The sequence below is a fragment of the Paraburkholderia ginsengiterrae genome, from assembly GCF_001645125.1.
Taxonomy (GTDB): domain Bacteria; phylum Pseudomonadota; class Gammaproteobacteria; order Burkholderiales; family Burkholderiaceae; genus Paraburkholderia; species Paraburkholderia ginsengiterrae.
Genome location: NZ_LXKA01000055.1, coordinates 130,870 through 150,409 on the forward strand (window position 1 = coordinate 130,870; position 19,540 = coordinate 150,409).

Here is a 19,540-nt window from a genome sequence, read left to right on the forward strand (position 1 = left end):
GGAAACGCAAGAGATGAAGTTCAGAACCCTCAGCCTCATGGCGGCCGTTGCCTTTGCCGTATGCGCGACCGCCCCCGTGAGTCACGCAGCGGACAACGCGCCGGCAGACATCAAACGTTCGGTCGACGCGGCGATCCAGCCGGTCATGGCGAAATACGGCATTCATGGCATGGCGGTCGGCATTGTCGCCGCGGGCAAGCCGTATGTGTTCGACTATGGCGTGGCATCGGCGGAAACCGGTCAACCCGTTACGCGCGACACGCTGTTCGAGCTCGGCTCGATCAGCAAGACCTTTACGGCGACGCTCGCTTCCTATGCTCAGGTCAGCGGTGATCTTTCGCTGTCGGACACCACCAGCCGGTACCTGCCGGTGCTCCAGGGCAAACCGTTCGGCAACGTCAGGCTTGTCAATCTCGGCACGCACACGCCGGGCGGCCTCCCCTTGCAGGTGCCGGACAACATCCACAACAACGACGAGCTCATGCAGTACTTCGAGGCGTGGCAGCCGAGTTGCACGCCGGGCACGTGCCGCACGTACGCCAATCCGGGCATCGGCATGCTTGGACTGATCACGGCGAAGAGCATGGGGCAGGAGTTCGAGCCGCTGATGCAGAAGCGCCTCTTTCCCGCCCTGGGATTGAAGAGCAGCTATCTCGACGTTCCGCAGGCACGCATGCCGGATTACGCGCAGGGCTACAGGAACAATGGCGCACCGGTCCGCGTGTCGCCTGGGGTGCTGTCGGAGGAAGCCTATGGCGTCAAGGCAACGGCCGCCGACATGACCCGCTTCATGCAGGCCAACATGAATCTGCTGCAGCTCGATGCGAAGTGGCAGCACGCGATCGACGCGACGCACACCGGCTACTTCAAGGCCGGCGTGCTGACCCAGGACCTGATCTGGGAGCAATACGCGTATCCGGTCACGTTGAAGACGTTGCTGGCGGGCAATTCATCGGCGATGGCGTTGAAGGCGACACCAGCCACGGAGATCAATCCGCCCCAAGCGCCCCGCCAGGATGTCTGGATCAACAAGACCGGCTCGACCAACGGCTTCGGCGCCTACGTCGCCTATATCCCCGAAAAGCAGCTCGGCATCGTGATCCTGGCCAATCAGAACTTCCCGATCGACGACCGGGTGAGCGCGGCCTATCAGATCCTGACGGCACTCGCCAACGGCGCGCAGTGAAAACCCTTGGCATCGTCCTGAACTGACCCGTGCGGGGTGCGGTTGTCGCAGCGCACCTCGCACCTCGCACGCTAGGGGCGTTAATCGCGGGCCGGACTCAATACCCCTTCTTGCGCCTGCGTTTCGACCGCAGCCGACACGAGCGTCTCGAGCGCCAGCCCGCGCGTCTCGATGCCCAGGATCCACACCGCCGCCGCGGCGATCACAAAGCACATCGCGCCGAGCGAAAACACTCCGCCCTGGCCGAACGTCGGCAACACGACACCCACCACATAAGGCCCGATCAGCGAACCTACGCGGCCAATCGCGGAGGCGAAACCCGAACCCGTCGCGCGCGCCCCCGTGCCATACAGCTCGGGCGTATAGGTGTACAGCACCGCCCACATCGCAAACAGGAAGAACTGCATGGCGAGACCCGCGCAGATCAGCAAGGTCGGCGTCTGCGCGTGCAGCGCGGTTTGTCCATACACGTATGCCATCACCGCACTGCCCGCCAGTGACGCGATACAGGTCGGCTTGCGCCCCCAGCGTTCGACTAGCCACGCCGCGCAAATGAACCCCGGAATACCACCGAGCGAAATCAATACCGTGTACAACACCGACTTCGTGACCGCGAAGCCTGCCTGCTGCATCAACGCGCCGAGCCAGGACGTCAGCCCATAGAAACCCAGCAGTGCGAAAAACCACAGCGTCCACACCATGATCGTGCGACGCCGGTACGCCATGCTCCAGATCTCGCGCAGCGCACCGGTGCCCTTCACGGCGGCGGGTTCGGCAAGCATCACTGGGGCGTGCAAACGGCTGAGGCCCTTCGCCTTCATCACTTTCGCTTCGACTTCGGCGAGGATACTATCCGCTTCGTCAAAACGTCCGCGATGTTCGAGCCAGCGCGGCGATTCCGGCACGACCCGGCGCACGATCAGGACAAACACGGCGGGAATTGCAAGCAGTGCAAACTCGGTACGCCAGCCAAACGAGGGCAGCACGAAGTACGACACGACACCCGCGGTAATGAAGCCGAGTGGCCAGAAGCCGTCCATCAGCGCGATCAAACGTCCGCGCGACGCGGCTGGCACGAACTCCGACAGTAACGTCTGCGCAATCGGAAACTCCATCCCCATGCCGAAACCGAGCAGCACGCGATAAAAGATCAGTGCTTCGACGCTCTGCGCCGTCGAACACAGATACGACGCGAGCCCCCAGCACACCATGCTCCACTGAAACACGGGCCGGCGCCCGAACCGGTCCGCCAGCAAGCCGGCGATCGCCGCGCCCAGCACCATGCCAAAGAAGCTCGCACTGGCAACCAGTCCCGCCGTTGCGGTGGAAAGCCCAAATTCCGTTTTGATCGAGCCGAGCACGAAGGTCATGGTGCCGAGATCGACGGAATCGAAAAAGAACGCGATGGCGATGATGATGAAAATGGTCCGGTGATAACCGGAAAACGGCAGTCGCTCGAGTCGGGCGGCGGCGCTTGCGCGAGGCTGAAAAGCGGTGGTCATGGCTTCCCCTGGTTGATGCGGCGGCGGCCGCGTGGGTATTCCGGTCTTGTGCGCTACGGCCGCAGACGTGCGCGCGCGGCCCCTGCAATCCGCGCGAGCGTGTCCGCGCTGAGCCGCGCGGCGATTTTCTCCACATACTCGTGATGGCGAGCCTGCAACGGCGCGCCGAGTTGCTGCGCGAGCAGATAGCGGATCAGCGCGATGCGCCGATGGCGCAGCCCGATACTCTGATCGAGCAGCGCGAGCGCGGCCTGAGCGTCGCCCTCGCGGCACGCGCGTTCCGTCAGACGGGCTGTGGCGACGCGTGCCGACGTCATGTCAGTGAAGTGAAGCGCGTCCGGAGGGAGCGGTGAGCGTTCAAGGGGCACACCGCTCGTCCCGCCTTAAGACTTGAGCGGCTCGGCCGCGTCGAGCATGATCTTGACGAAGTAGTCCGCGAAACTGCGGCGCACGACGATCTCGAAACTGTCCGCGCCGGTGGGCAGCAACGTGATCGACGCCTTGAAATAATGGCTCTGCACGCACTGCCCCTCGCCGAACAGTTTGGGATGCAGATCAATCGGGCAACCACGCGATAGCACGTCACGCGTGCGTGTGCCGCTGATTTCGAGCACCGTGTACCCGCTGCCGATATCCACTGCCGACGCGAACACGCCCGCAAATGCGGCGCCGAGTTTCGCCTGCAATGGCGCGGTGCGCGCCGCGTCGTGCGCGGTGGCCGAGCGCACCAGCCACTCGTCCGGACCGAGCCACAGCATGTCGTAGCCATTGCCGCGGACAACGGTGTTCGCCTTCTCAGGCGGGCGGCAGCCGAGCACGCTTTCGACCGCGCGCACGAATGCCGCGTCACGCGTGTCGCCGCGCACGTTCACGAGTTCCAGAAACGGCCGCTCGCTCAACCTGAACGCCGCCGATGCCGTGGCCTGATGCTTCTTCAGCAGCCCATCCGCGCCGACCAGCGGCGACTCCTGCCACACGCCGGTTTGCTTGCCGACAGTGCGATCCACCACCGACGCCGTGCCTCTCGTTTCATTCCACATGTTGACGTGCTCCTTCGCTGTCGTAGAACACCGAACTGGTGATCTTCGCCGCAATCTGTTTGCCGCTCGCAAGCGGTATCGTGACCGTTTCGCCCATCTTGTCGAGACCGCCCTTCACCACCGCCATCGCAATCGAGCGTTTCAGGATCGGGCTGTAGTAGCTCGACGTGACGTGTCCGAGCATCGGCGCCGTATCGCCCTGGAACGGACCGGCGACGATCTGCGAGCCTTCGGGTATCACGAACGTCGGGTCCTCCGGCAGCAAGCCGACCAGTTGCTTGCGCCCCGCCTTGGCTGTGTCCGAGCGCGTCAGCGAGCGTTTGCCGAGAAAGTCCTTCGACTTGGCGACGAGCCCGCCCATGCCGAGGTCGTACGGCGTCATCGAGCCGTCCGTATCCTGGCCGACGATGATGTAGCCCTTCTCCGCGCGCAGCACGTGCATGGTCTCGGTGCCGTACGGCGTGATGTCGAATTCCGCGCCCGCGGCCATCAGCGCTTCCCACACCGCGCGCCCGACGTTGGCCGGCACGTTCACTTCATAAGCGAGTTCGCCCGAGAAGCTGATGCGCATCACACGCGAAGCCGCCCCGGCCACCGTGCCTTCGCGATAGCTCATGAACGGGAATGCCGCGTTCGCGAAGTCGATGTCGTGGCACACCTTTTGCAGCACCTTGCGGCTGTTCGGGCCGACCACGGCGAAGGTCGCCCAATGATCTGTGACCGACGCGAGCCGCACGCGCATATCCGGCCATTCCGTCTGCAGCCAGCGTTCGAGCCACGTCAGCACGCGCGCCGCGCCGCCGGTGGTGGTGGTCATCATGTAGTGCTGATCGGCGAGGCGCACGGTCACGCCGTCGTCGAAGATCATGCCGTTTTCGTCCAGCATCAGACCGTAGCGGCACTTGCCGACTTCGAGCTTGCTCCACGGATTCGTGTAGACCCAGTTCAGCAGCTTTGCCGAATCCGGGCCTTGAATGTCGATCTTGCCGAGCGTCGAGGCGTCGAGAATGCCGACGCTCGTGCGCACCGCGAGCGACTCGCGCGCCACTGCCGCATGCATGTCCTCGCCCGCTTTCGGGAAGTACCACGGACGCTTCCAGTTGCCGACGTCCTCGAAAGCCGCGCCGTGCTCCACGTGCCATTCGTGCACCGCCGTCTTGCGCACCGGATCGAGAAACTCGCCCAGCTCGCGGCCCGCAAACGTGCCGAAGGTGACCGGCGTGTAGTTCGGCCGGAACGTCGTCGTGCCGGTCTCGGGAATCGTCTTGCCGAGCGCCTGCGCGAGAATCGCCATGCCGTTGATGTTGCCGAGCTTGCCCTGGTCGGTGCCGAAGCCCATGGCCGTATAGCGCTTGACGTGTTCGACCGATTCGAACCCTTCGCGCGCCGCGAGGAAAATATCCGCGGCGGACACGTCGTTCTGGAAGTCGACGAACTGCTTCGGTCCGCGCGTGGCCATCTCACGGCCGCCCACCAGCCACAGCGGCAGCATCTTGGCTTCCGTCAGCTCAGCCACCTGCACCGGGTTCGGCCGCGCCACGATGTAGCCCGCCGCCCGCGCCGCTTCGCCGCCGGCGTCGACCGCAAAGCGGATACCCCGACTCAGCGCGAAGTCTCCCGCGCAGGCGCCGACGCTCGTTTCCGCCTGCATCGCCTTGCCCGGCACGAAGCACACCTTCTCGTCATGCCAATGCGCCTTGCCGCCCGATTGCGCGAACAGATGCAACACGGGGCTCCAGCCGCCTGACATGGCGAGCAGATCGCACGGCAGTTCGCCCTGCTTCGCCCCGACCTGTCCGTTCGAATACGACGCCACCTCCACCGAGGCGACTCGCAGCTTGCCGTGGGCCACCGTGACCACTGCGCCGCCCATCACCTTCACGCCATAGCGCCGCGCCAGCGCGGGCAGTGTGCCCTTCGATTCGCCCGCACGCGGATCGATCAGCGTGACCTGGGCGCCGGCGGCCTTCAGATCGAGCGCGCATTGATAGCCGTCGTCGTTATTGGTGAACACCACGGCATTGCGGCCTGGCAGCACCGCATAGCGATGCAGATAGGTCGACACGGCCGAGGCCATCATCACGCCCGGCAGATCGTTGTTGCCGAACACAATGGGCCGCTCATGCGCGCCGGTCGCAAGAATCACGCGTTTCGCGCGGATCTTCCACATCAGTTCGCGCGTGCCCTTGCGTTGCGACACCGGCAGATGATCGGTGAGCCGCTGCGTCACTGTCACGAGGTTGTGGTCCTGGTAGCCGAACGCGGTGCTGCGGCACAGGATCTTCACGTCGGGCATCTGGCGCAGTTCGTCCTCGATCTTGTGCACCCATTGCAGCGCGGGCTTGCCGTCGATCTCCGCGCGGCACGACAGCAGCGAGCCGCCGAGTTCCGGCTGATCGTCCACCAGCGTCACGCGCGCGCCGGACAAGGCGGCCGCATGCGCGGCCGCGAGGCCGGTCGGCCCGCCGCCCACCACCAGCACGTCGCAATGCGCAAAGCACTTGTCGTAGCGGTCCGCGTCGTTGTGCTCAGGCGCCTTGCCGAGACCGGCCGCGTCGCGGATCACTTCTTCGTACTTCGGCCAGAACTTGCGCGGCCACATGAAGGTCTTGTAGTAGAAACCCGCCGGAATGAAGCGCGCGAATTTCTGATTGACCGCCATGCGGTCTTTTTCGATGCTCGGCTTCGCGTTCACGCTGCTGGCGACGAGCCCCTGATACAGCTCCACCTCGGTCGCGCGCGCGTTCGGCACCGCGTAAGCGCCGGTTTCGAGCTGCACGACGGCATTCGGCTCTTCCACACCGGCCGTCACAATGCCGCGCGGCCGGTGATACTTCCAGCTGCGCGCGACGAAATGCTCGCCATTGGCGAGCAGCGCCGAGGCCAGCGTGTCGCCCTGATAGCCCTGGTACTGGCGGCCGTTGAACGTGAACGTCAGCGGCAGGGCGCGATTAATGCGCCCGCCATTGGGGAGTCGGTCTTTCTGGCTCATTGCGTCTTACCCTCTTGTGCCTTGCCCTCGTTGCTGTCCATGGCGAGCAGCGGTCGCTCGAACGTCTCGTAGCCCTGGATCTCGTAGCTCACCGTGTCGCGCTGCGCCTTGAACCAGCGGCGGCAGCCTTGCGTGTGCATCCATTGCTCGCGATGCACGCCGCGCGGATTCTTGCGCATGAACAGGTAATCGCCCCATTCCTTGTCGGTCAGCTTGTCGGTGTCGAGCGGACGGGCGATGTCCGCTTCGCCGCCGCAGGAAAATTCGGTTTCGGCGCGAGGCCCGCACCATGGGCATTCGATCAGCAGCATGTGGTTCTCCAAGGTGTGGGATCAGTGAGCAACGGCGGCGGCGCCGTGCTCGTCGATCAGGTGGCCGGTATAGAACCGCTCCAGCGAGAACGGCGCGTTCAGCGGGTGCGGCTCGTCCTTCGCGATGGTGTACGCATAGGCCCATCCCGAACCCGGCGTGGCCTTGAAGCCGCCCGTGCCCCAGCCGCAATTGAAATAAAGCCCCTTCACGTCGGTCTTGCTGATGATCGGGCACGCGTCCGGCGACACGTCCACGATGCCGCCCCACTGGCGGTTCATCCGCACCCGCGAAAACACCGGGAACATTTCGACGATCGCCTCGAGCGTGCCTTCGATAATCTGGAAACTGCCGCGCTGGCCAAAACCCGTGTACTGATCGACGCCCGCGCCGATCACCAGATCGCCCTTGTCGGACTGGCTGATGTACGCGTGCACCGCGTTCGACATCACCACGGTGTTGACCACCGGCTTGATCGGCTCCGACACCAGAGCCTGCAACGGGTGGCTCTCCAACGGCAGCCGCACGCCGGCCATGTCGGCGAGCGTCGACGTGTTGCCCGCGGCCACCACCGCGACTTTCTTCGCCTTGATGAAGCCCTTCGTGGTATCCACGCCGGTCACCTGGCTGCCGTTGCGGCGAATGCCGGTGACCTGGCAGTTCTGCACGATATCGACGCCGGCCTGGTCCGCGCCGCGTGCAAAGCCCCAGGCCACCGCATCGTGACGCGCCACGCCGCCGCGGCGCTGGATCGACGCGCCGAGCACCGGATAGCGGCTATTCAGATTGATGGTCGGCTCGATTTCCTTGATCTGCGCGGGCGTGAGGAACTCGGCGTCCACCCCGTTCAGGCGGTTCGCATTCACGCGGCGCTCCGTGTCGCGCACGTCCTGCAACGTGTGGGCAAGGTTCATCACGCCGCGCTGGCTGAACATCACGTTGTAGTTCAGGTCTTGCGAGAGCCCTTCCCACAGCTTCATCGCCTTCTCGTAGAGCGCGGCCGACTCGTCCCACAGATAGTTCGAGCGGACAATGGTCGTGTTGCGCGCCGTATTGCCGCCGCCGATCCAACCCTTCTCCAGCACGGCGATATTGCGCACGCCGTGCTCCTTCGCGAGGTAATACGCAGTGGCGAGACCATGCCCGCCGCCGCCGACGATCACGACGTCGTATTCACGTTTGGGCTCAGGGCTCTTCCACTGCCGCTCCCAGTTCTCGTGATACGACATCCCGTTGCGCAAGAGGCTGAATATCGAATAGCGGCTCATCGTGGGTCCTTGTTGGTGCTGTCTTGACTGGTGCTTCGTGCTTGCTTCAAATCGGCTTCAAAGCGCGTTTCAACATTCGATGACGTTCACGGCCAATCCGCCGCGCGACGTCTCCTTGTATTTCGTCTTCATGTCGGCGCCGGTTTCGCGCATGGTCTTGATCACGTTGTCGAGCGAGACGTAATGCTGGCCGTCGCCCTTCATCGCCATGCGCGCGGCGTTCAGCGCCTTGATCGCGCCCATTGCGTTGCGCTCGATGCACGGAATCTGCACGAGTCCGCCCACCGGGTCGCAAGTCATGCCGAGGTTGTGTTCCATGCCGATTTCGGCGGCGTTCTCGACTTGTGTCGGCGTGCCGCCCATCACGGCGGCGAGCGCCGCCGCGGCCATCGAACAGGCCACGCCCACTTCGCCCTGGCAGCCCACTTCGGCCCCGGAGATGGACGCCGTTTCCTTGTAGATGATGCCGATCGCAGCAGCGGTCAGCAGGAACTCGACAATGCCTTCGTCGTTCGACGCATGCATGAACTTCACGTAGTAGTGCAGCACCGCGGGAATCACGCCGGCCGCGCCGTTGGTCGGTGCGGTAACGACACGCCCGCCGGCGGCGTTCTCTTCGTTCACGGCCATCGCGTAGAGGTTGACCCAGTCGAGCATGGAGAGCGGATCGCGCAGCGACTCTTCCGAGCGCGAGCGCAATTGCCCGCACAGATCCGCGGCGCGGCGCTTCACGTGCATCGGCCCGGGCAGCTCGCCGCGCTCCTTGCAGCCGCGTTCGACGCAGGCGGCCATGGTGCGCCAGATAGCCAGCAGCCCGGCGCGCACTTCCGCTTCGGGGCGCGCCGCGCATTCGTTGCGCAGGGTGATTTGCGCGATCGACAGCCCGGTTTCGCGGCACACGCGCATCAGATCGTCGCCGGTACGAAACGGATACGGCACCTCGGCGGCGGCGCGCACGCCGTTCACGCGGTCGCCTTCGCGGTTGACCACGAAGCCGCCGCCAATCGAGTAATACTCTTTCTCCACCAGCAACTGGCCGTTTTCGTCGAAGGCCTGAAACCGCATGCCGTTCGGATGCACGACGCTCGAACCCGGCGCACCCGGCATCAGCTTGCGGAAGAAGCCCAGGTGCTCGCGCTCATCGAATCTGATCGCGTGCTTGCCGAGCAGCACCAGTTGCTTCGTCGCGCGAATGGTCTGCAAACGCGATCCGATCAGGTCGGGATCGATCAGATCGGGCAGATTGCCCTCGAGTCCGAGCAGCACCGCCTTGTCGGTGCCGTGACCTTTGCCTGTCGCGCCGAGCGAGCCGAACAGCTCGGCCCTCACGCTGCGCACGAAACCCAGCAGGTTGGCGTCTTCGACATGCGAGACAAAGCGGCAAGCAGCGATCATCGGCCCGACCGTGTGCGAGCTTGAAGGACCGATACCGATCTTGAACAGATCGAAGACGCTGACGTTCATGGTGTGTCCCGTACGTTGCGATGCCTGGGTGGATTTGCCTCTATTGCACCGCACGTCAATTTGAACCGATAGAATAAAAACGGCATGGCAGTGGGATAGTGGCGTCAAGCGGGCCGCCTGCAAAGCGGCGCGGCGCATTTGCGATGAGTTCTGACGCATTTGCGACAGGCGCGCGAGCGGCGGCTGGCGATGCTGGCAACACCCGCCTGGCAGCCGCTAGACGGCGTTCCGCGCGGCGCGTCCGGTTCCCGGTGCTATGCTTGATCCAACTCTATTCGCTGCTGGCCGCCTGCATGAATTCCGCTGAAACGCTTCCCCTTCAATCCATCGACGGCACCCCGAAGCAGCGCATCCGCTTCGGCATCATCCTGCTGCCGAATTTCACGCTGACGGCGTTTTCCGGGTTCGTCGACCTGCTGCGCCTGTCCGCGGATGAAGGCGATTTCAGCAAGCCCGTGCGCTGTTCGTGGAGCGTGATAGGGGAAACCCTTGCTCCGGTGCGCGCGAGTTGCGGCATCCAGATCACACCGTGGGAAACGTTCGAGACGGCCGAGCCGTTCGACTACGTGGTGGTGGTGGGCGGCCTGTTGCACTCCGGACCCGCCGCCAGCGACGCGACGCTTGCCTTCATCCGCCGCGCCGCAGCGACCGATGCGACGCTCGTCGGCATGTGCACCGGCGTGTTCTCGCTGATGCGCGCGGGCGTGCTGGAAGGCCATCGCATCTGCGTGAGCTGGTTTCACTACTGGGATTTCATCGAGCGCTTTCCGTCGGTGAATGAGGAAGCGCTGGTCGCCGACCGGCTGTTCGTGATCGACCGGCGGCGTATTACGTGTTCCGGCGGACGCGCGTCGATCGACGTGGCCGCGGCGATCCTGCTGCGCCATTTCGAAACCGCCACGGTGCAGAAGGCGCTGCGGATTTTGCTGGTGGACGACATGCAGAAAGGCAACGCGCCGCAGCCGCACCCGCCGGGGCTCGCACCGGCCACGCATCCCAAGGTGAAGCGCGCGATTCTGCTGATGGAGCAGCACGTGGGCCGCTCGCTTTCGCTCGACGAACTGGCGCGCAAGCTCGATCTGTCGCCGCGCCAGCTGGAACGGCTCTTCAAGGCGGAAACCGGCAAGGCGCCGCAGGCCTACGCGAAGCAGGTGCGTTTGCGCACCGCCGCGTGGCTGCTCACGAGTTCGGATAAAACGGTGGCGGACATTGCGTCGAGCTGCGGCTTCTCGGATGCCTCGCACCTGGGCCGCGAATTCCGCAAGCAGTTCGGCCTGCCGCCGATGATGTACCGCGAGCAGCGCGGCACCGCGGCCGAAGTGGGCGACGGAACCGGCTACGACGAGACCTTCCCGGGGCGGGCGCAGGCGATCTCTCCGGCGATCTGAACGCGGGCCTTGCAAGCCCGCGTTTCTAGGCCATTACACCGCACGCGTCGCGCCACTCGGGCGGCGCGAGCGCTGGTCCATCACTTCCCTGCTACATACGCCTTCACAGCCGTCAAACCGTCCTTGCCGTCGAACGTCTTCACGCCCGCGAGCCACTTGTTGAGCACCGCCGGATTCGCCTTCAGCCACTCGCGCGCGGCGGTGTTCGGATCGGTCTTGTTCATGATCGGCAGCATGACGTGATTCTCGATGTCGGTCGTGAACTGCAGGTTCGACACCAGCTTCGCGACGTTCGGGCAGCGCGCCGAGTAATCGGTCGGCGTGACCGTCAGCACTTTGGCTTCGCCGTAGTTCGGGCCGAACACGTCGTCGCCGCCGGACAGATAGTCGATCTTCATCTGCACGTTCATCGGATGCGGCTCCCAGCCGAGGAACACGATCGGCTTCTTGTCGCGGATCGCGCGGTTCACCTCGACCAGCATGCCCGCCTCGCTCGACTCCACCAGTTTGAATTTGCCGAGCCCGAACTGATTGCTGTCGATCATCTTCTTGATCAGCGCATTGCCGTCGTTGCCCGGCTCGATACCGTAGATCTTGCCGTCGAGCTTGTCGTAGTTCTTCGCGATGTCGGAAAACGTCTTGATGCCGGCCTGATACGCGTAATCGGGCACCGCCAGCGTGTATTTCGCGCCGGTCAGATTCGGCGTGGGGAGCACGGTGAGCTGGCCGGCCTTTTTGAACGGATCGATCATCGGGTCCATGGTCGGCGACCAGTAGCCGAGGAACACGTCGATCTGCTTGCTCTTCACGCCGGCAAAAGTGATCGGCACCGAGGCGATCGTCTTGGTCGGCTTGTAGCCGAGCCCTTCGAGCACGGTCGACGCCAGTCCGGTGGTTGCCGCAATGTCGGTCCAGCCGACGTCGGCGAAGCGGACGTCGCGGCAGGTGGCGGGTTCGGCAGCTACGACGGACGACATGGACAGCGCGCACAGCGATGCAACCCACAAACGTTTCATGGCGATCCCTCAGGGTGATTAATGTTCGACTGGTTGGATGAAGCGAATTCTTTTATGTTGCCGCCGCGTTATACGACGCGCCCCCCGGCTTACGCGGACAAGCGCCGCTCGACGCTCGGCGCATGGCCGAACTGCGCGCGGTAGGCCTTGCTGAAATGGCACGGCGAGTGAAAGCCGCACACCGCCGTTACCCGCGCAATCGATGCATCCGTATTGCGCAGCAGTTCGCGCGCGCGGCGCAAACGCAGGGTCAGGTAATAGTGCGTGGGCGACACGCTCAGGAACATCTTGAACATCCGTTGCAAATGTCGTTGCGACAGGCGCACGAGCCGCGCGAGTTCGTCGAGCGAGAGCGGCTCCTCGATATTCGCCTCCATCAGCCGCACCACCTCGATCAACTCCGCGCGCGAAAAGCCCACCCGCGCGTCCACGGGAATGTGCTGGTAATCCGTCGAGCCGCGAATCCTCTCCACGATAAACTGTTCGGACACCTGAGCGGCGACGGCACTGCCGAGGCGCATGCCAACCAGGTTCAGCATCAGATCGAGCGGCGCGGTGCCGCCAGTGCAGGTCATCCGGTCGCGGTCGATCACGAACAGCTCGTCGGCGAAATGCACATCGGGGTAGCGCTGATGCAGCGGCGACATGTCTTCCCAATGCACCGTGCAGCGGTAACCGTCTAGCAAGCCTGCCGCCAGCAACGCATACGGCCCCGTGCAGATGCCACCAAGCGGAATCCCCTGGGCCGCCACTTCGCGCAGCAGCGCGATCACCGTGTCGTCCACGTAATCGCGCACATGCCAGCCGGCGCAGACGAACAGCACATCCGGCAGGCCGGCTTCGGCGAGCGTCGTGGTGGGTTTCACCGTGATGCCGTTGCTGGCTCGCGCCGGCTCACCGTCCGGCGTAATCACCGACCACCTGTAGTGCTGCGCGCGGCCCACGTAATTGGCCATGCGCAGCACCTCGACCGCGCTGGTGAACGCGATCATCGCAAAATTCGGCAGCGTCAGAAAGCCGACGTGCGCCAGCCCGGACAGCGGCGAACCGGCGTGAGGGCCGGGCGGCGGCGTGAGCGCGTCGCGCATCATGAGCGGCTCAGCCGCTCTGCGCCGCCGGCGCGCGGCGCACCTTCATGGCATTGCGCAAGCCCGACAGCAGCGGCGCGCGTGCCGTGCCCGGCGAGCGGCCGAAGCTTTCCGTGATGCGGTCGAGAATAATCGCCAGCATCACCACCGAGAGGCCGCTTTCGAAACCGAGCCCGATGTCGAGCCGTTGGATACTGGCCAGCACGTCGTTGCCGAGACCGCCCGCGCCCACCATCGAAGCGATGATCACCATCGAGAGCGCCATCATGATGGTCTGGTTCACGCCCGTCATGATCGACGGCAACGCATTCGGAAACTGTACCTTGTAGAGCAGTTGCAGCGGCGTACAGCCGAACGCCTGCCCTGCTTCGACGATTTCGCGGTTCACATGCTTGATGCCGAGCGACGTGAGACGCACCGCGGGCGGCATGGCGAAAATCACCGTGGAGAGAATCCCCGGCACGCGGCCGAGACCGAACAGCATCGCCGCCGGAATCAGGTAGACGAAAGCCGGCATGGTCTGCATCAGATCGAGCACGGGGCGCACCATCATTTCGACGGTGCGGCTCTTCGCGGTCCAGATGCCGAGCGGCACGCCGAGCAGCAGGCTGATCAAGGTCGACGACAACGTGAGGCCGAGCGTGATCACCATCTGGTCCCAGAAACCGGTGCCGTAGATCAGCAGCATCGCCAGCAGCGTGAATGTGGCGAAGCGCCAGCCCACCCGCCACAGACCGACGCCGACGAAGAACGCCATGAGCGCCCACATCGGCACCGCTTGCAGGCTGTGCTCGATCAGCGCGGCGAAGCTTTCGATCACCTTGCCGATGGAGTCGAACGTTTTTGCGTCGTGGTCGAGCAGGTAGTGAACGCCGTGATCGACCCAGGCGCCAATAGGAATGATTTCAGACATGGGAACTCCGATGGCGCGTAAGAACATTCAGCACGTTCGTCTTGTTGACCGAACCACAGTAAGAGCCGTCCGCCTCGACCACCGGCAGCGGCGCACGGCTCGCCACCACGCGCTCGACCACATCATCGAGCGGCGTGGTGCGGCGGATGCATTCGATCTGGTTGAGCTGCGGCGAGGCGCTGCCCATTGCGTCGCGGCACACGAAGCCGCGGAACTTGCGCTCGCTGTCGAGTACGAACGCGTATTCGGCGCTGCCATTGAGCGTGGCGGCCACGCTCGAGGCGTCGATCTGCGACGAGTGCTGCATGAGCGGCACGGCGTCGGTCTGCATCAGATCGCCGGCGGTCAGGTAGCGGCTCGTGTCGATGCCTTCGAAGAAAGCCCGCACATAGTCGTCGGCGGGATTCGTGATGATCTGTTGAGGCGTGCCGACCTGGACCACCCTGCCGCCTTCCATGATGGCGATGCGCGTGCCGATGCGCATGGCTTCTTCGAGATCGTGCGAGACGAACAGGATGGTGCGCTGCTGCTCGCGTTGCAGATCGAGCAGCACGTTCTGCATTTCCTTGCGCTTGAGCGGGTCGAGCGCGGAGAACGCCTCGTCCATGATCATCAGCGACGGGTTGACCGCCAGCGCCCGCGCGAGCCCCACGCGCTGCTGCATGCCGCCGGAGAGCTGCGCGGGCAGCTTCTGCGCAAACGGCGCGAGGCCGACCTGTTCGAGCACGGTCATCGCGCGCTTTTCGCGCTCCTTGCGTCCTATGCCCGCCACTTCGAGCCCGAACGCCGCATTGGAGAGCACGGTTCGCTGCGGCATCAGCGCGAAGGACTGGAACACCATGCTCATGTCCTTGCGGCGCAACGCCGTCAGTTCGGCGCGCGGCACGCTGGCCACGTCGCGGCCGTCGATCAGCACCTTGCCGGCCGTCGGCTCCACGAGCCGGTTGATCAGACGAATCAGCGTCGATTTGCCGGAACCGGACAGGCCCATCAGCACGAAGATCTCGCCTTCCTGGACTTCGAACGACACGTTGTGCACGCCGACAATCTGACCGGTGCGCGCGAACACTTCTTCTTTCGTCGCGCCGCCGGCCAGCATGCCGAGCGCCTCTTTCGGACTGGTGCCGAACACCTTGCACAGCCCTTCGACCACGACCTTGGGGGAATTCATTGAATGCTCTCTCCTTTGTCGACTGGAGTTGGCGCTTTAGCGCTTACTCCGGTCCCATGCCTTTAGGCGGTCGACCGGAGTTGGCGCTTTGGCGCTTACTCCAGTCCCATGCCAGCTGGTTGCCGCGGTGGCGGACGTCCGTCCGCGCTGTGCATACATAGTTGCCAGAAAAAAGTGCGCCTAGCCGACTATTTGCGACAACCACCTGTGGAAATACGACACCCGGCGCGCGCGGGCACCGCAAAATGGCGACCGAAGCCTTGCTGGGCAAGGGTTTGAGGGGTATCGAAGCGCTTCGCGAGCGATGTCGCGCCAGAGCAAGTCAAGGTGGCGCAGGGCGAAAAACCGCTGATCGGCACAACCGCCGCGGTATTTTTCCGCAACGCAACAAACGTCCGGACCCTCAGCCGATGCTGTGGCGAGTCCGCGCGATGGTGTGGAGGATCACCCGCAAAGGGTCAATGGTGCGCGCGCATGACCTGCAGCAAACGGTCGGCGCGCGCGAAATACCAGATCGCGAGGCCGCCCAGTACCGGGTACATGCAACACAGACGCGCCAGCGCCCAAACCTCAGTCGAAAAACTCATGACGCTCCCCGCTTCATCAGGTATGCCTGCCGGCAAAAGACTCGAAATGGCGCGACCGGGTTATACGTTGTTTGAATTGCCGGTTCGGGCCAGGTTGGGATCAAAAGCAGCGCCGCCAATTGCGCGTTCGGAAGGAAAACCGGAGGTTTGGAAGGAAAACCGGAGGTCTAGCCCGGTTCATCGTGCACGGAAATGATTATGGCAACCTTAAGGCCGCGCACTGTTACTCCGTGTTACCAATCTCGCATCCTTCTTGCACCTGCAAACAGGCGCCCTGCCTACACTGCGCATCATCTTCAGCGCCATTGCCTGCCATTGCCGGGCAACAGGAAAAAAACATGCACAAGAACCTATTATCCGCAATTCTCGGCGGCACGATATTGGTGGCTTCCTCAGTCGCGTCGGCGCACGTCGACGTGGGCATCGGCATCGGCATTCCGGGGCCGGTATTCGTGCCGGCGCAACCGGTTTACGTGGCCCCGCCGCCGGTCGTGTATGCACCACCGCCCGTGGTTAGCTACGGCTACGGCGAAGACTGGCGCGAGCGCGAATGGCACGAGCGGCATGAGTGGCGTGAACGCGAGTGGCGTCACCACGAGCACGAGCGCGAATGGCGCGAGCGTCATGGCTGGGGCGACGACTAAGCCGCGCGTGCAAACGCGAACCCCGCTGCGCCGCCTAAGGAAAAGTTAAGGCCTCTCTGCTTATTCTGTGATCACGCACCGGCCGCATTGGCCGGTGCTGCTCCATCACACTCGCGGAGAAACGCCATGCAATCGCTCAAGCAACTCGTACTCGTCGCCTCGCTCGTCGCTGTTCCTGCGCTGTCGTTCGCGCAATCCACGACGCAACCGCCAGATTCCACCACAGGCGTCACGACCACCGCACCCGCCGCTTCGATGCGCGATACACCGGGCAGTCAGAGGGCAGCGCAATCTCAGCAGGCGTCCCACAACGGTTACCGCCTCGGCGAAAGCTCCGGATACGGCACGCAAGCCGCAGGTTCTTCCCAATCGTCACAACGGCTGGCGCCGCCCTTCGCCGGCAAGGACTCGTCGGTGTTCAGGCATTGACGATCCGTGCGTAGCTATTGGCACACGCCAAACGCCGCTCGATTCCGAAGACGGAGAGATCACGGCCGCGCAAGCGGCCGGATGAAACCCACAGTGATATCGTAAGCACAGCTTAGTCTGATTCACTGAGTGTCGTTTCTTGCCGCTGTGCTCCTGCCCAGCGCGCAAAATCTTCCGGTGGCAGCGGCGGCGAATACAGATACCCCTGGTAGATCAGGCAGCCGTGATCATGCAAAAAATCACGTTGCGCCTGCGTTTCCACGCCTTCCGCAATCACGCTCAGCTTCAGCACGTTGCCGATATTGATGACCGTCTGTGCCAGCGATTCGGCCATTGCATCGGTGCCGATACCCCGCACAAAGCTTTTATCGATCTTGAGTTCCTTGACGGGGAAACGATGCAGATAGCTGAGCGACGAGTAACCTGTCCCGAAGTCGTCTATCGAGAGCGCGATGCCGAGGGCATGCAGCGCATCGAGCGACGTGCGAATGTCTTCGACCGACTCATCGAACATGACGCGCTCGGTCATTTCAAGGATAAGGTTGGCAGGCTTCAGACCATGGACCCAGAGCGTCTCCGCGATAAAGCCCGGATAATCCGCACGCTTGAAGTCGGCAGCGCAGACGTTCACTGACACGCTCGGTACGTCGAGACCGGCGGCCCGCCACGCGGCGAGTTGACGGCAAGCCTCGCCGAGGACCCAGCCATCCAGTTCCGCAATCAGGCCGCTTTCTTCCGCAATGGCGATGAAGCGGTCGGGTGCAACGGTTCCCAGTTTCTCGTCATGCCACCGCACCAGCGCCTCGGCTCCATGCAGCCTACCCGTCGTGTCGATCTTGGGCTGGTAGGCGACGCTCAGGGTTCCCCCTCGCAACGCCCGCTGCAGCGCGATTTCCAGTTCCAGTTGCTCCTTGGCCTGACGCTCGTACATGGGTGCATAGAAATGCACCTGGTTGCGGCCGGTGCTCTTTGCCTTGTACATCGCCATGTCCGCATTGCGCAGCAAGGTATCGGCGTCCAGCCCGTCGTGCGGATACAGTGCGACGCCAATGCTCGCGCTGAGCGTAATGCTGGTGTCGTACTTCGCATTGACGGTAATGGGCTGATACAGGGCCTGCAGGATGCGACCTGCTACGTGGGCGGCCCGGTGCACGTCGCAATCCTGCAGCACCGCCAGGAACTCGTCTCCACCAAGGCGGCCAATCACGTCCTCACCCCGCACGTAATTGCGCAGCCGCCGCGCGACTTCGCTCAATACTTCGTCGCCGGCAGAGTGGCCTTGCGTGTCGTTCACGCGCTTGAAACGGTCCAGATCGATGAACAGTATGGCGAACTGCGACGAATGCCGGCTGGCGTCCGTCAGGATACGGAGCATTTCCTTATTGACCTGTGCCCGATTCGGCAAACCGGTTAGGGCATCGAACCATGCCAGCGTCTGCAACTGACGCTCCATGGCGAAGCGCTTGCGCAACTGCCCGCCGAACATCAGGCACAGCATGATGGTCAGCACATCCAGGATGGCGGTGACCGTGCCAATGGCCAACGCGCGCTTGCGCCACCCGGCGTAGATATCCTGAGTCGCCAGACCCACCACCACGACGAGCGGATAGTTGCCGATCCGTCTGAAGCTGTAGAGGCGTTCGATATGGTCGAGCACGGCCACGTCGATATAGGTTCCGTGATCGGATTGCACGAGCGGGGGAAACGAATGGCCGCCGGCGAGCGAGTTGCCTATGTCGGCCCTGCGATACGGCTGCCGCATCAGGACAGTCCCGTCCGTGCGCAACAGGGTCAGTGTTCCGTGATCGCCGAGTATCGAGCCTTCGAACAACTGGTGGAAATAGCTGAGCCTGAGTGTGCCTGCCACAATGCCTGCAAAGCGGCCATTCGCATCGCCAAGACGGAGGCTCAGCGCAATCGTCGGTTGATCGGCGTCGCCTATGTGGGGCAAGTAGGGCTTGCTGAGATACACGCCCGCATCTTGCCGATGCTGGTGCACCTGAAAGTAATCGCGGTCGCTCACATTGACTTTGGGCGCCACGATCCGGTGGGAATCGAGGATGCTGTTGCCCGCGGCATCCGTCGCGAATATCGTGCCGAGCTCGCTTATGTTGTTGGCCGCGCTGAAGGCGACGAGCCGCCGCGCGTCAGGTGTGAGCTGGAGGACGCTAGGGGTCTCCATGCTGGTCACGACGCTGCGCATGGCAAGCTGGTAGATGTCGAGATTGCGCTCGGTCTCCTTTTGCAGGGAGATTACGAGGTTCTGCGCGGTATCGTGCGCCTGCGCCATGGCGTCCAGCCGCATCTGATAGAGCGAGACCGCCGTGACGCCGGTCGTGGCAAGCGTGATGCCTATCCCCGCGACAATGAACAGGGCGGGCTTCGCCAGAAAGGAATACCGGATTCGAATCATAGTGTTCCGGATCGCCTCCGCATCCGGCCTGCCCTCACATCAGTCATCGATTCGAACGACAAGTGCCATTATGGGAACCCCTTGCCTCACGACGTGTGCGGCACTTAAGGCGGTATATCGACCAGAAAAG

At 63.6% G+C, this 19,540-nt stretch carries 17 protein-coding genes; 4 read left to right on the forward strand and 13 right to left on the reverse strand.

The window, feature by feature from the left end; all coding sequences use genetic code 11:
• Positions 1 to 13: 13 nt before the first annotated feature.
• Positions 14 to 1,186: a class C beta-lactamase gene (gene ampC, locus A6V37_RS04195; RefSeq protein ID WP_064264968.1), complete on the forward strand. Its 1,173-nt coding sequence runs from the start codon at positions 14 to 16 to the stop codon at positions 1,184 to 1,186.
• Positions 1,187 to 1,266: 80 nt separating this feature from the next.
• On the opposite strand, the gene A6V37_RS04200 is transcribed toward ampC, so the two are convergent.
• The 7 genes from A6V37_RS04200 to A6V37_RS04230 form a co-directional block, all read right to left on the reverse strand.
• Positions 1,267 to 2,688, reverse strand: a complete 1,422-nt coding sequence (locus tag A6V37_RS04200) for an MFS transporter (RefSeq protein ID WP_064264969.1) — start codon at positions 2,686 to 2,688, stop codon at positions 1,267 to 1,269.
• Between the two features lie 53 nt (positions 2,689 to 2,741).
• Complete coding sequence (locus A6V37_RS04205; RefSeq protein ID WP_064264970.1) at positions 2,742 to 3,005, reverse strand: hypothetical protein; 264 nt, start codon at positions 3,003 to 3,005, stop codon at positions 2,742 to 2,744.
• 66 nt (positions 3,006 to 3,071) lie between these two features.
• Complete coding sequence (locus tag A6V37_RS04210; protein ID WP_064264971.1) at positions 3,072 to 3,728, reverse strand: sarcosine oxidase subunit gamma; 657 nt, start codon at positions 3,726 to 3,728, stop codon at positions 3,072 to 3,074.
• Positions 3,718 to 6,720, reverse strand: coding sequence for a sarcosine oxidase subunit alpha family protein (locus tag A6V37_RS04215; protein WP_064285801.1), 3,003 nt, complete (start codon positions 6,718 to 6,720; stop codon positions 3,718 to 3,720). Before A6V37_RS04215 ends, A6V37_RS04210 begins: the two co-directional genes overlap by 11 nt.
• A complete protein-coding gene (locus tag A6V37_RS04220) occupies positions 6,717 to 7,031 on the reverse strand; it encodes a sarcosine oxidase subunit delta (protein WP_064264973.1) in 315 nt (104 codons plus the stop codon). Before A6V37_RS04220 ends, A6V37_RS04215 begins: the two co-directional genes overlap by 4 nt.
• Positions 7,032 to 7,052: 21 nt before the next feature.
• On the reverse strand, positions 7,053 to 8,297 hold the full coding sequence (locus A6V37_RS04225) for a sarcosine oxidase subunit beta family protein (RefSeq protein ID WP_064285802.1): 1,245 nt from the start codon (positions 8,295 to 8,297) through the stop codon (positions 7,053 to 7,055).
• Positions 8,298 to 8,366: 69 nt separating this feature from the next.
• Entirely contained in the window at positions 8,367 to 9,761 is a 1,395-nt protein-coding gene (locus A6V37_RS04230) for an L-serine ammonia-lyase (protein WP_064264974.1), read from the reverse strand.
• Between the two features lie 293 nt (positions 9,762 to 10,054).
• Here A6V37_RS04230 and A6V37_RS04235 point away from each other — a divergent pair, with 293 nt between their 5' ends.
• Complete coding sequence (locus A6V37_RS04235) at positions 10,055 to 11,149, forward strand: GlxA family transcriptional regulator (RefSeq protein ID WP_064265046.1); 1,095 nt, start codon at positions 10,055 to 10,057, stop codon at positions 11,147 to 11,149.
• Between the two features lie 80 nt (positions 11,150 to 11,229).
• Here the strand turns inward: A6V37_RS04235 and A6V37_RS04240 are convergent, their stop codons facing one another.
• The 5 genes from A6V37_RS04240 to A6V37_RS42755 form a co-directional block, all read right to left on the reverse strand.
• Positions 11,230 to 12,165, reverse strand: coding sequence for a choline ABC transporter substrate-binding protein (locus A6V37_RS04240; protein WP_064264975.1), 936 nt, complete (start codon positions 12,163 to 12,165; stop codon positions 11,230 to 11,232).
• Positions 12,166 to 12,254: 89 nt separating this feature from the next.
• Entirely contained in the window at positions 12,255 to 13,256 is a 1,002-nt protein-coding gene (locus tag A6V37_RS04245) for a GlxA family transcriptional regulator (protein WP_064285803.1), read from the reverse strand.
• A 7-nt stretch (positions 13,257 to 13,263) separates the two neighbouring features.
• Positions 13,264 to 14,166: a choline ABC transporter permease subunit gene (gene choW / locus A6V37_RS04250; protein ID WP_064285804.1), complete on the reverse strand. Its 903-nt coding sequence runs from the start codon at positions 14,164 to 14,166 to the stop codon at positions 13,264 to 13,266.
• Complete coding sequence (locus tag A6V37_RS04255; protein WP_064264978.1) at positions 14,159 to 15,337, reverse strand: quaternary amine ABC transporter ATP-binding protein; 1,179 nt, start codon at positions 15,335 to 15,337, stop codon at positions 14,159 to 14,161. The genes choW and A6V37_RS04255 overlap by 8 nt, the downstream gene beginning before the upstream one ends.
• 458 nt (positions 15,338 to 15,795) lie before the next feature.
• Positions 15,796 to 15,924, reverse strand: coding sequence for a hypothetical protein (locus A6V37_RS42755; protein ID WP_278185252.1), 129 nt, complete (start codon positions 15,922 to 15,924; stop codon positions 15,796 to 15,798).
• A 338-nt stretch (positions 15,925 to 16,262) separates the two neighbouring features.
• On the opposite strand from A6V37_RS42755, the gene A6V37_RS04260 reads away from it, so the two are divergent.
• Positions 16,263 to 16,568, forward strand: coding sequence for a hypothetical protein (locus A6V37_RS04260; protein WP_064264979.1), 306 nt, complete (start codon positions 16,263 to 16,265; stop codon positions 16,566 to 16,568).
• A gap of 126 nt (positions 16,569 to 16,694) precedes the next feature.
• Positions 16,695 to 16,997: a hypothetical protein gene (locus A6V37_RS04265; RefSeq protein ID WP_064264980.1), complete on the forward strand. Its 303-nt coding sequence runs from the start codon at positions 16,695 to 16,697 to the stop codon at positions 16,995 to 16,997.
• Between the two features lie 112 nt (positions 16,998 to 17,109).
• On the opposite strand, the gene A6V37_RS04270 is transcribed toward A6V37_RS04265, so the two are convergent.
• On the reverse strand, positions 17,110 to 19,410 hold the full coding sequence (locus A6V37_RS04270) for a putative bifunctional diguanylate cyclase/phosphodiesterase (protein ID WP_064264981.1): 2,301 nt from the start codon (positions 19,408 to 19,410) through the stop codon (positions 17,110 to 17,112).
• Positions 19,411 to 19,540 lie beyond the last annotated feature (130 nt).

What these genes read in the sequence shown, in the direction of transcription:
- A6V37_RS04210 (WP_064264971.1), bottom strand. Translation starts at nt 3,728, where the DNA reads ATGTGGAATGAAACGAGAGGCACGGCGTCGGTGGTGGATCGCACTGTC.
- A6V37_RS42755 (WP_278185252.1), bottom strand. Translation starts at nt 15,924, where the DNA reads ATGAGTTTTTCGACTGAGGTTTGGGCGCTGGCGCGTCTGTGTTGCATG.
- A6V37_RS04235 (WP_064265046.1), top strand. Translation starts at nt 10,055, where the DNA reads ATGAATTCCGCTGAAACGCTTCCCCTTCAATCCATCGACGGCACCCCG.
- A6V37_RS04220 (WP_064264973.1), bottom strand. Translation starts at nt 7,031, where the DNA reads ATGCTGCTGATCGAATGCCCATGGTGCGGGCCTCGCGCCGAAACCGAA.
- A6V37_RS04245 (WP_064285803.1), bottom strand. Translation starts at nt 13,256, where the DNA reads ATGATGCGCGACGCGCTCACGCCGCCGCCCGGCCCTCACGCCGGTTCG.
- A6V37_RS04200 (WP_064264969.1), bottom strand. Translation starts at nt 2,688, where the DNA reads ATGACCACCGCTTTTCAGCCTCGCGCAAGCGCCGCCGCCCGACTCGAG.
- A6V37_RS04260 (WP_064264979.1), top strand. Translation starts at nt 16,263, where the DNA reads ATGCACAAGAACCTATTATCCGCAATTCTCGGCGGCACGATATTGGTG.
- ampC (WP_064264968.1), top strand. Translation starts at nt 14, where the DNA reads ATGAAGTTCAGAACCCTCAGCCTCATGGCGGCCGTTGCCTTTGCCGTA.
- A6V37_RS04230 (WP_064264974.1), bottom strand. Translation starts at nt 9,761, where the DNA reads ATGAACGTCAGCGTCTTCGATCTGTTCAAGATCGGTATCGGTCCTTCA.
- A6V37_RS04255 (WP_064264978.1), bottom strand. Translation starts at nt 15,337, where the DNA reads ATGAATTCCCCCAAGGTCGTGGTCGAAGGGCTGTGCAAGGTGTTCGGC.
- A6V37_RS04240 (WP_064264975.1), bottom strand. Translation starts at nt 12,165, where the DNA reads ATGAAACGTTTGTGGGTTGCATCGCTGTGCGCGCTGTCCATGTCGTCC.
- A6V37_RS04265 (WP_064264980.1), top strand. Translation starts at nt 16,695, where the DNA reads ATGCAATCGCTCAAGCAACTCGTACTCGTCGCCTCGCTCGTCGCTGTT.
- A6V37_RS04205 (WP_064264970.1), bottom strand. Translation starts at nt 3,005, where the DNA reads ATGACGTCGGCACGCGTCGCCACAGCCCGTCTGACGGAACGCGCGTGC.
- A6V37_RS04225 (WP_064285802.1), bottom strand. Translation starts at nt 8,297, where the DNA reads ATGAGCCGCTATTCGATATTCAGCCTCTTGCGCAACGGGATGTCGTAT.
- A6V37_RS04270 (WP_064264981.1), bottom strand. Translation starts at nt 19,410, where the DNA reads ATGATTCGAATCCGGTATTCCTTTCTGGCGAAGCCCGCCCTGTTCATT.
- A6V37_RS04215 (WP_064285801.1), bottom strand. Translation starts at nt 6,720, where the DNA reads ATGAGCCAGAAAGACCGACTCCCCAATGGCGGGCGCATTAATCGCGCC.
- choW (WP_064285804.1), bottom strand. Translation starts at nt 14,166, where the DNA reads ATGTCTGAAATCATTCCTATTGGCGCCTGGGTCGATCACGGCGTTCAC.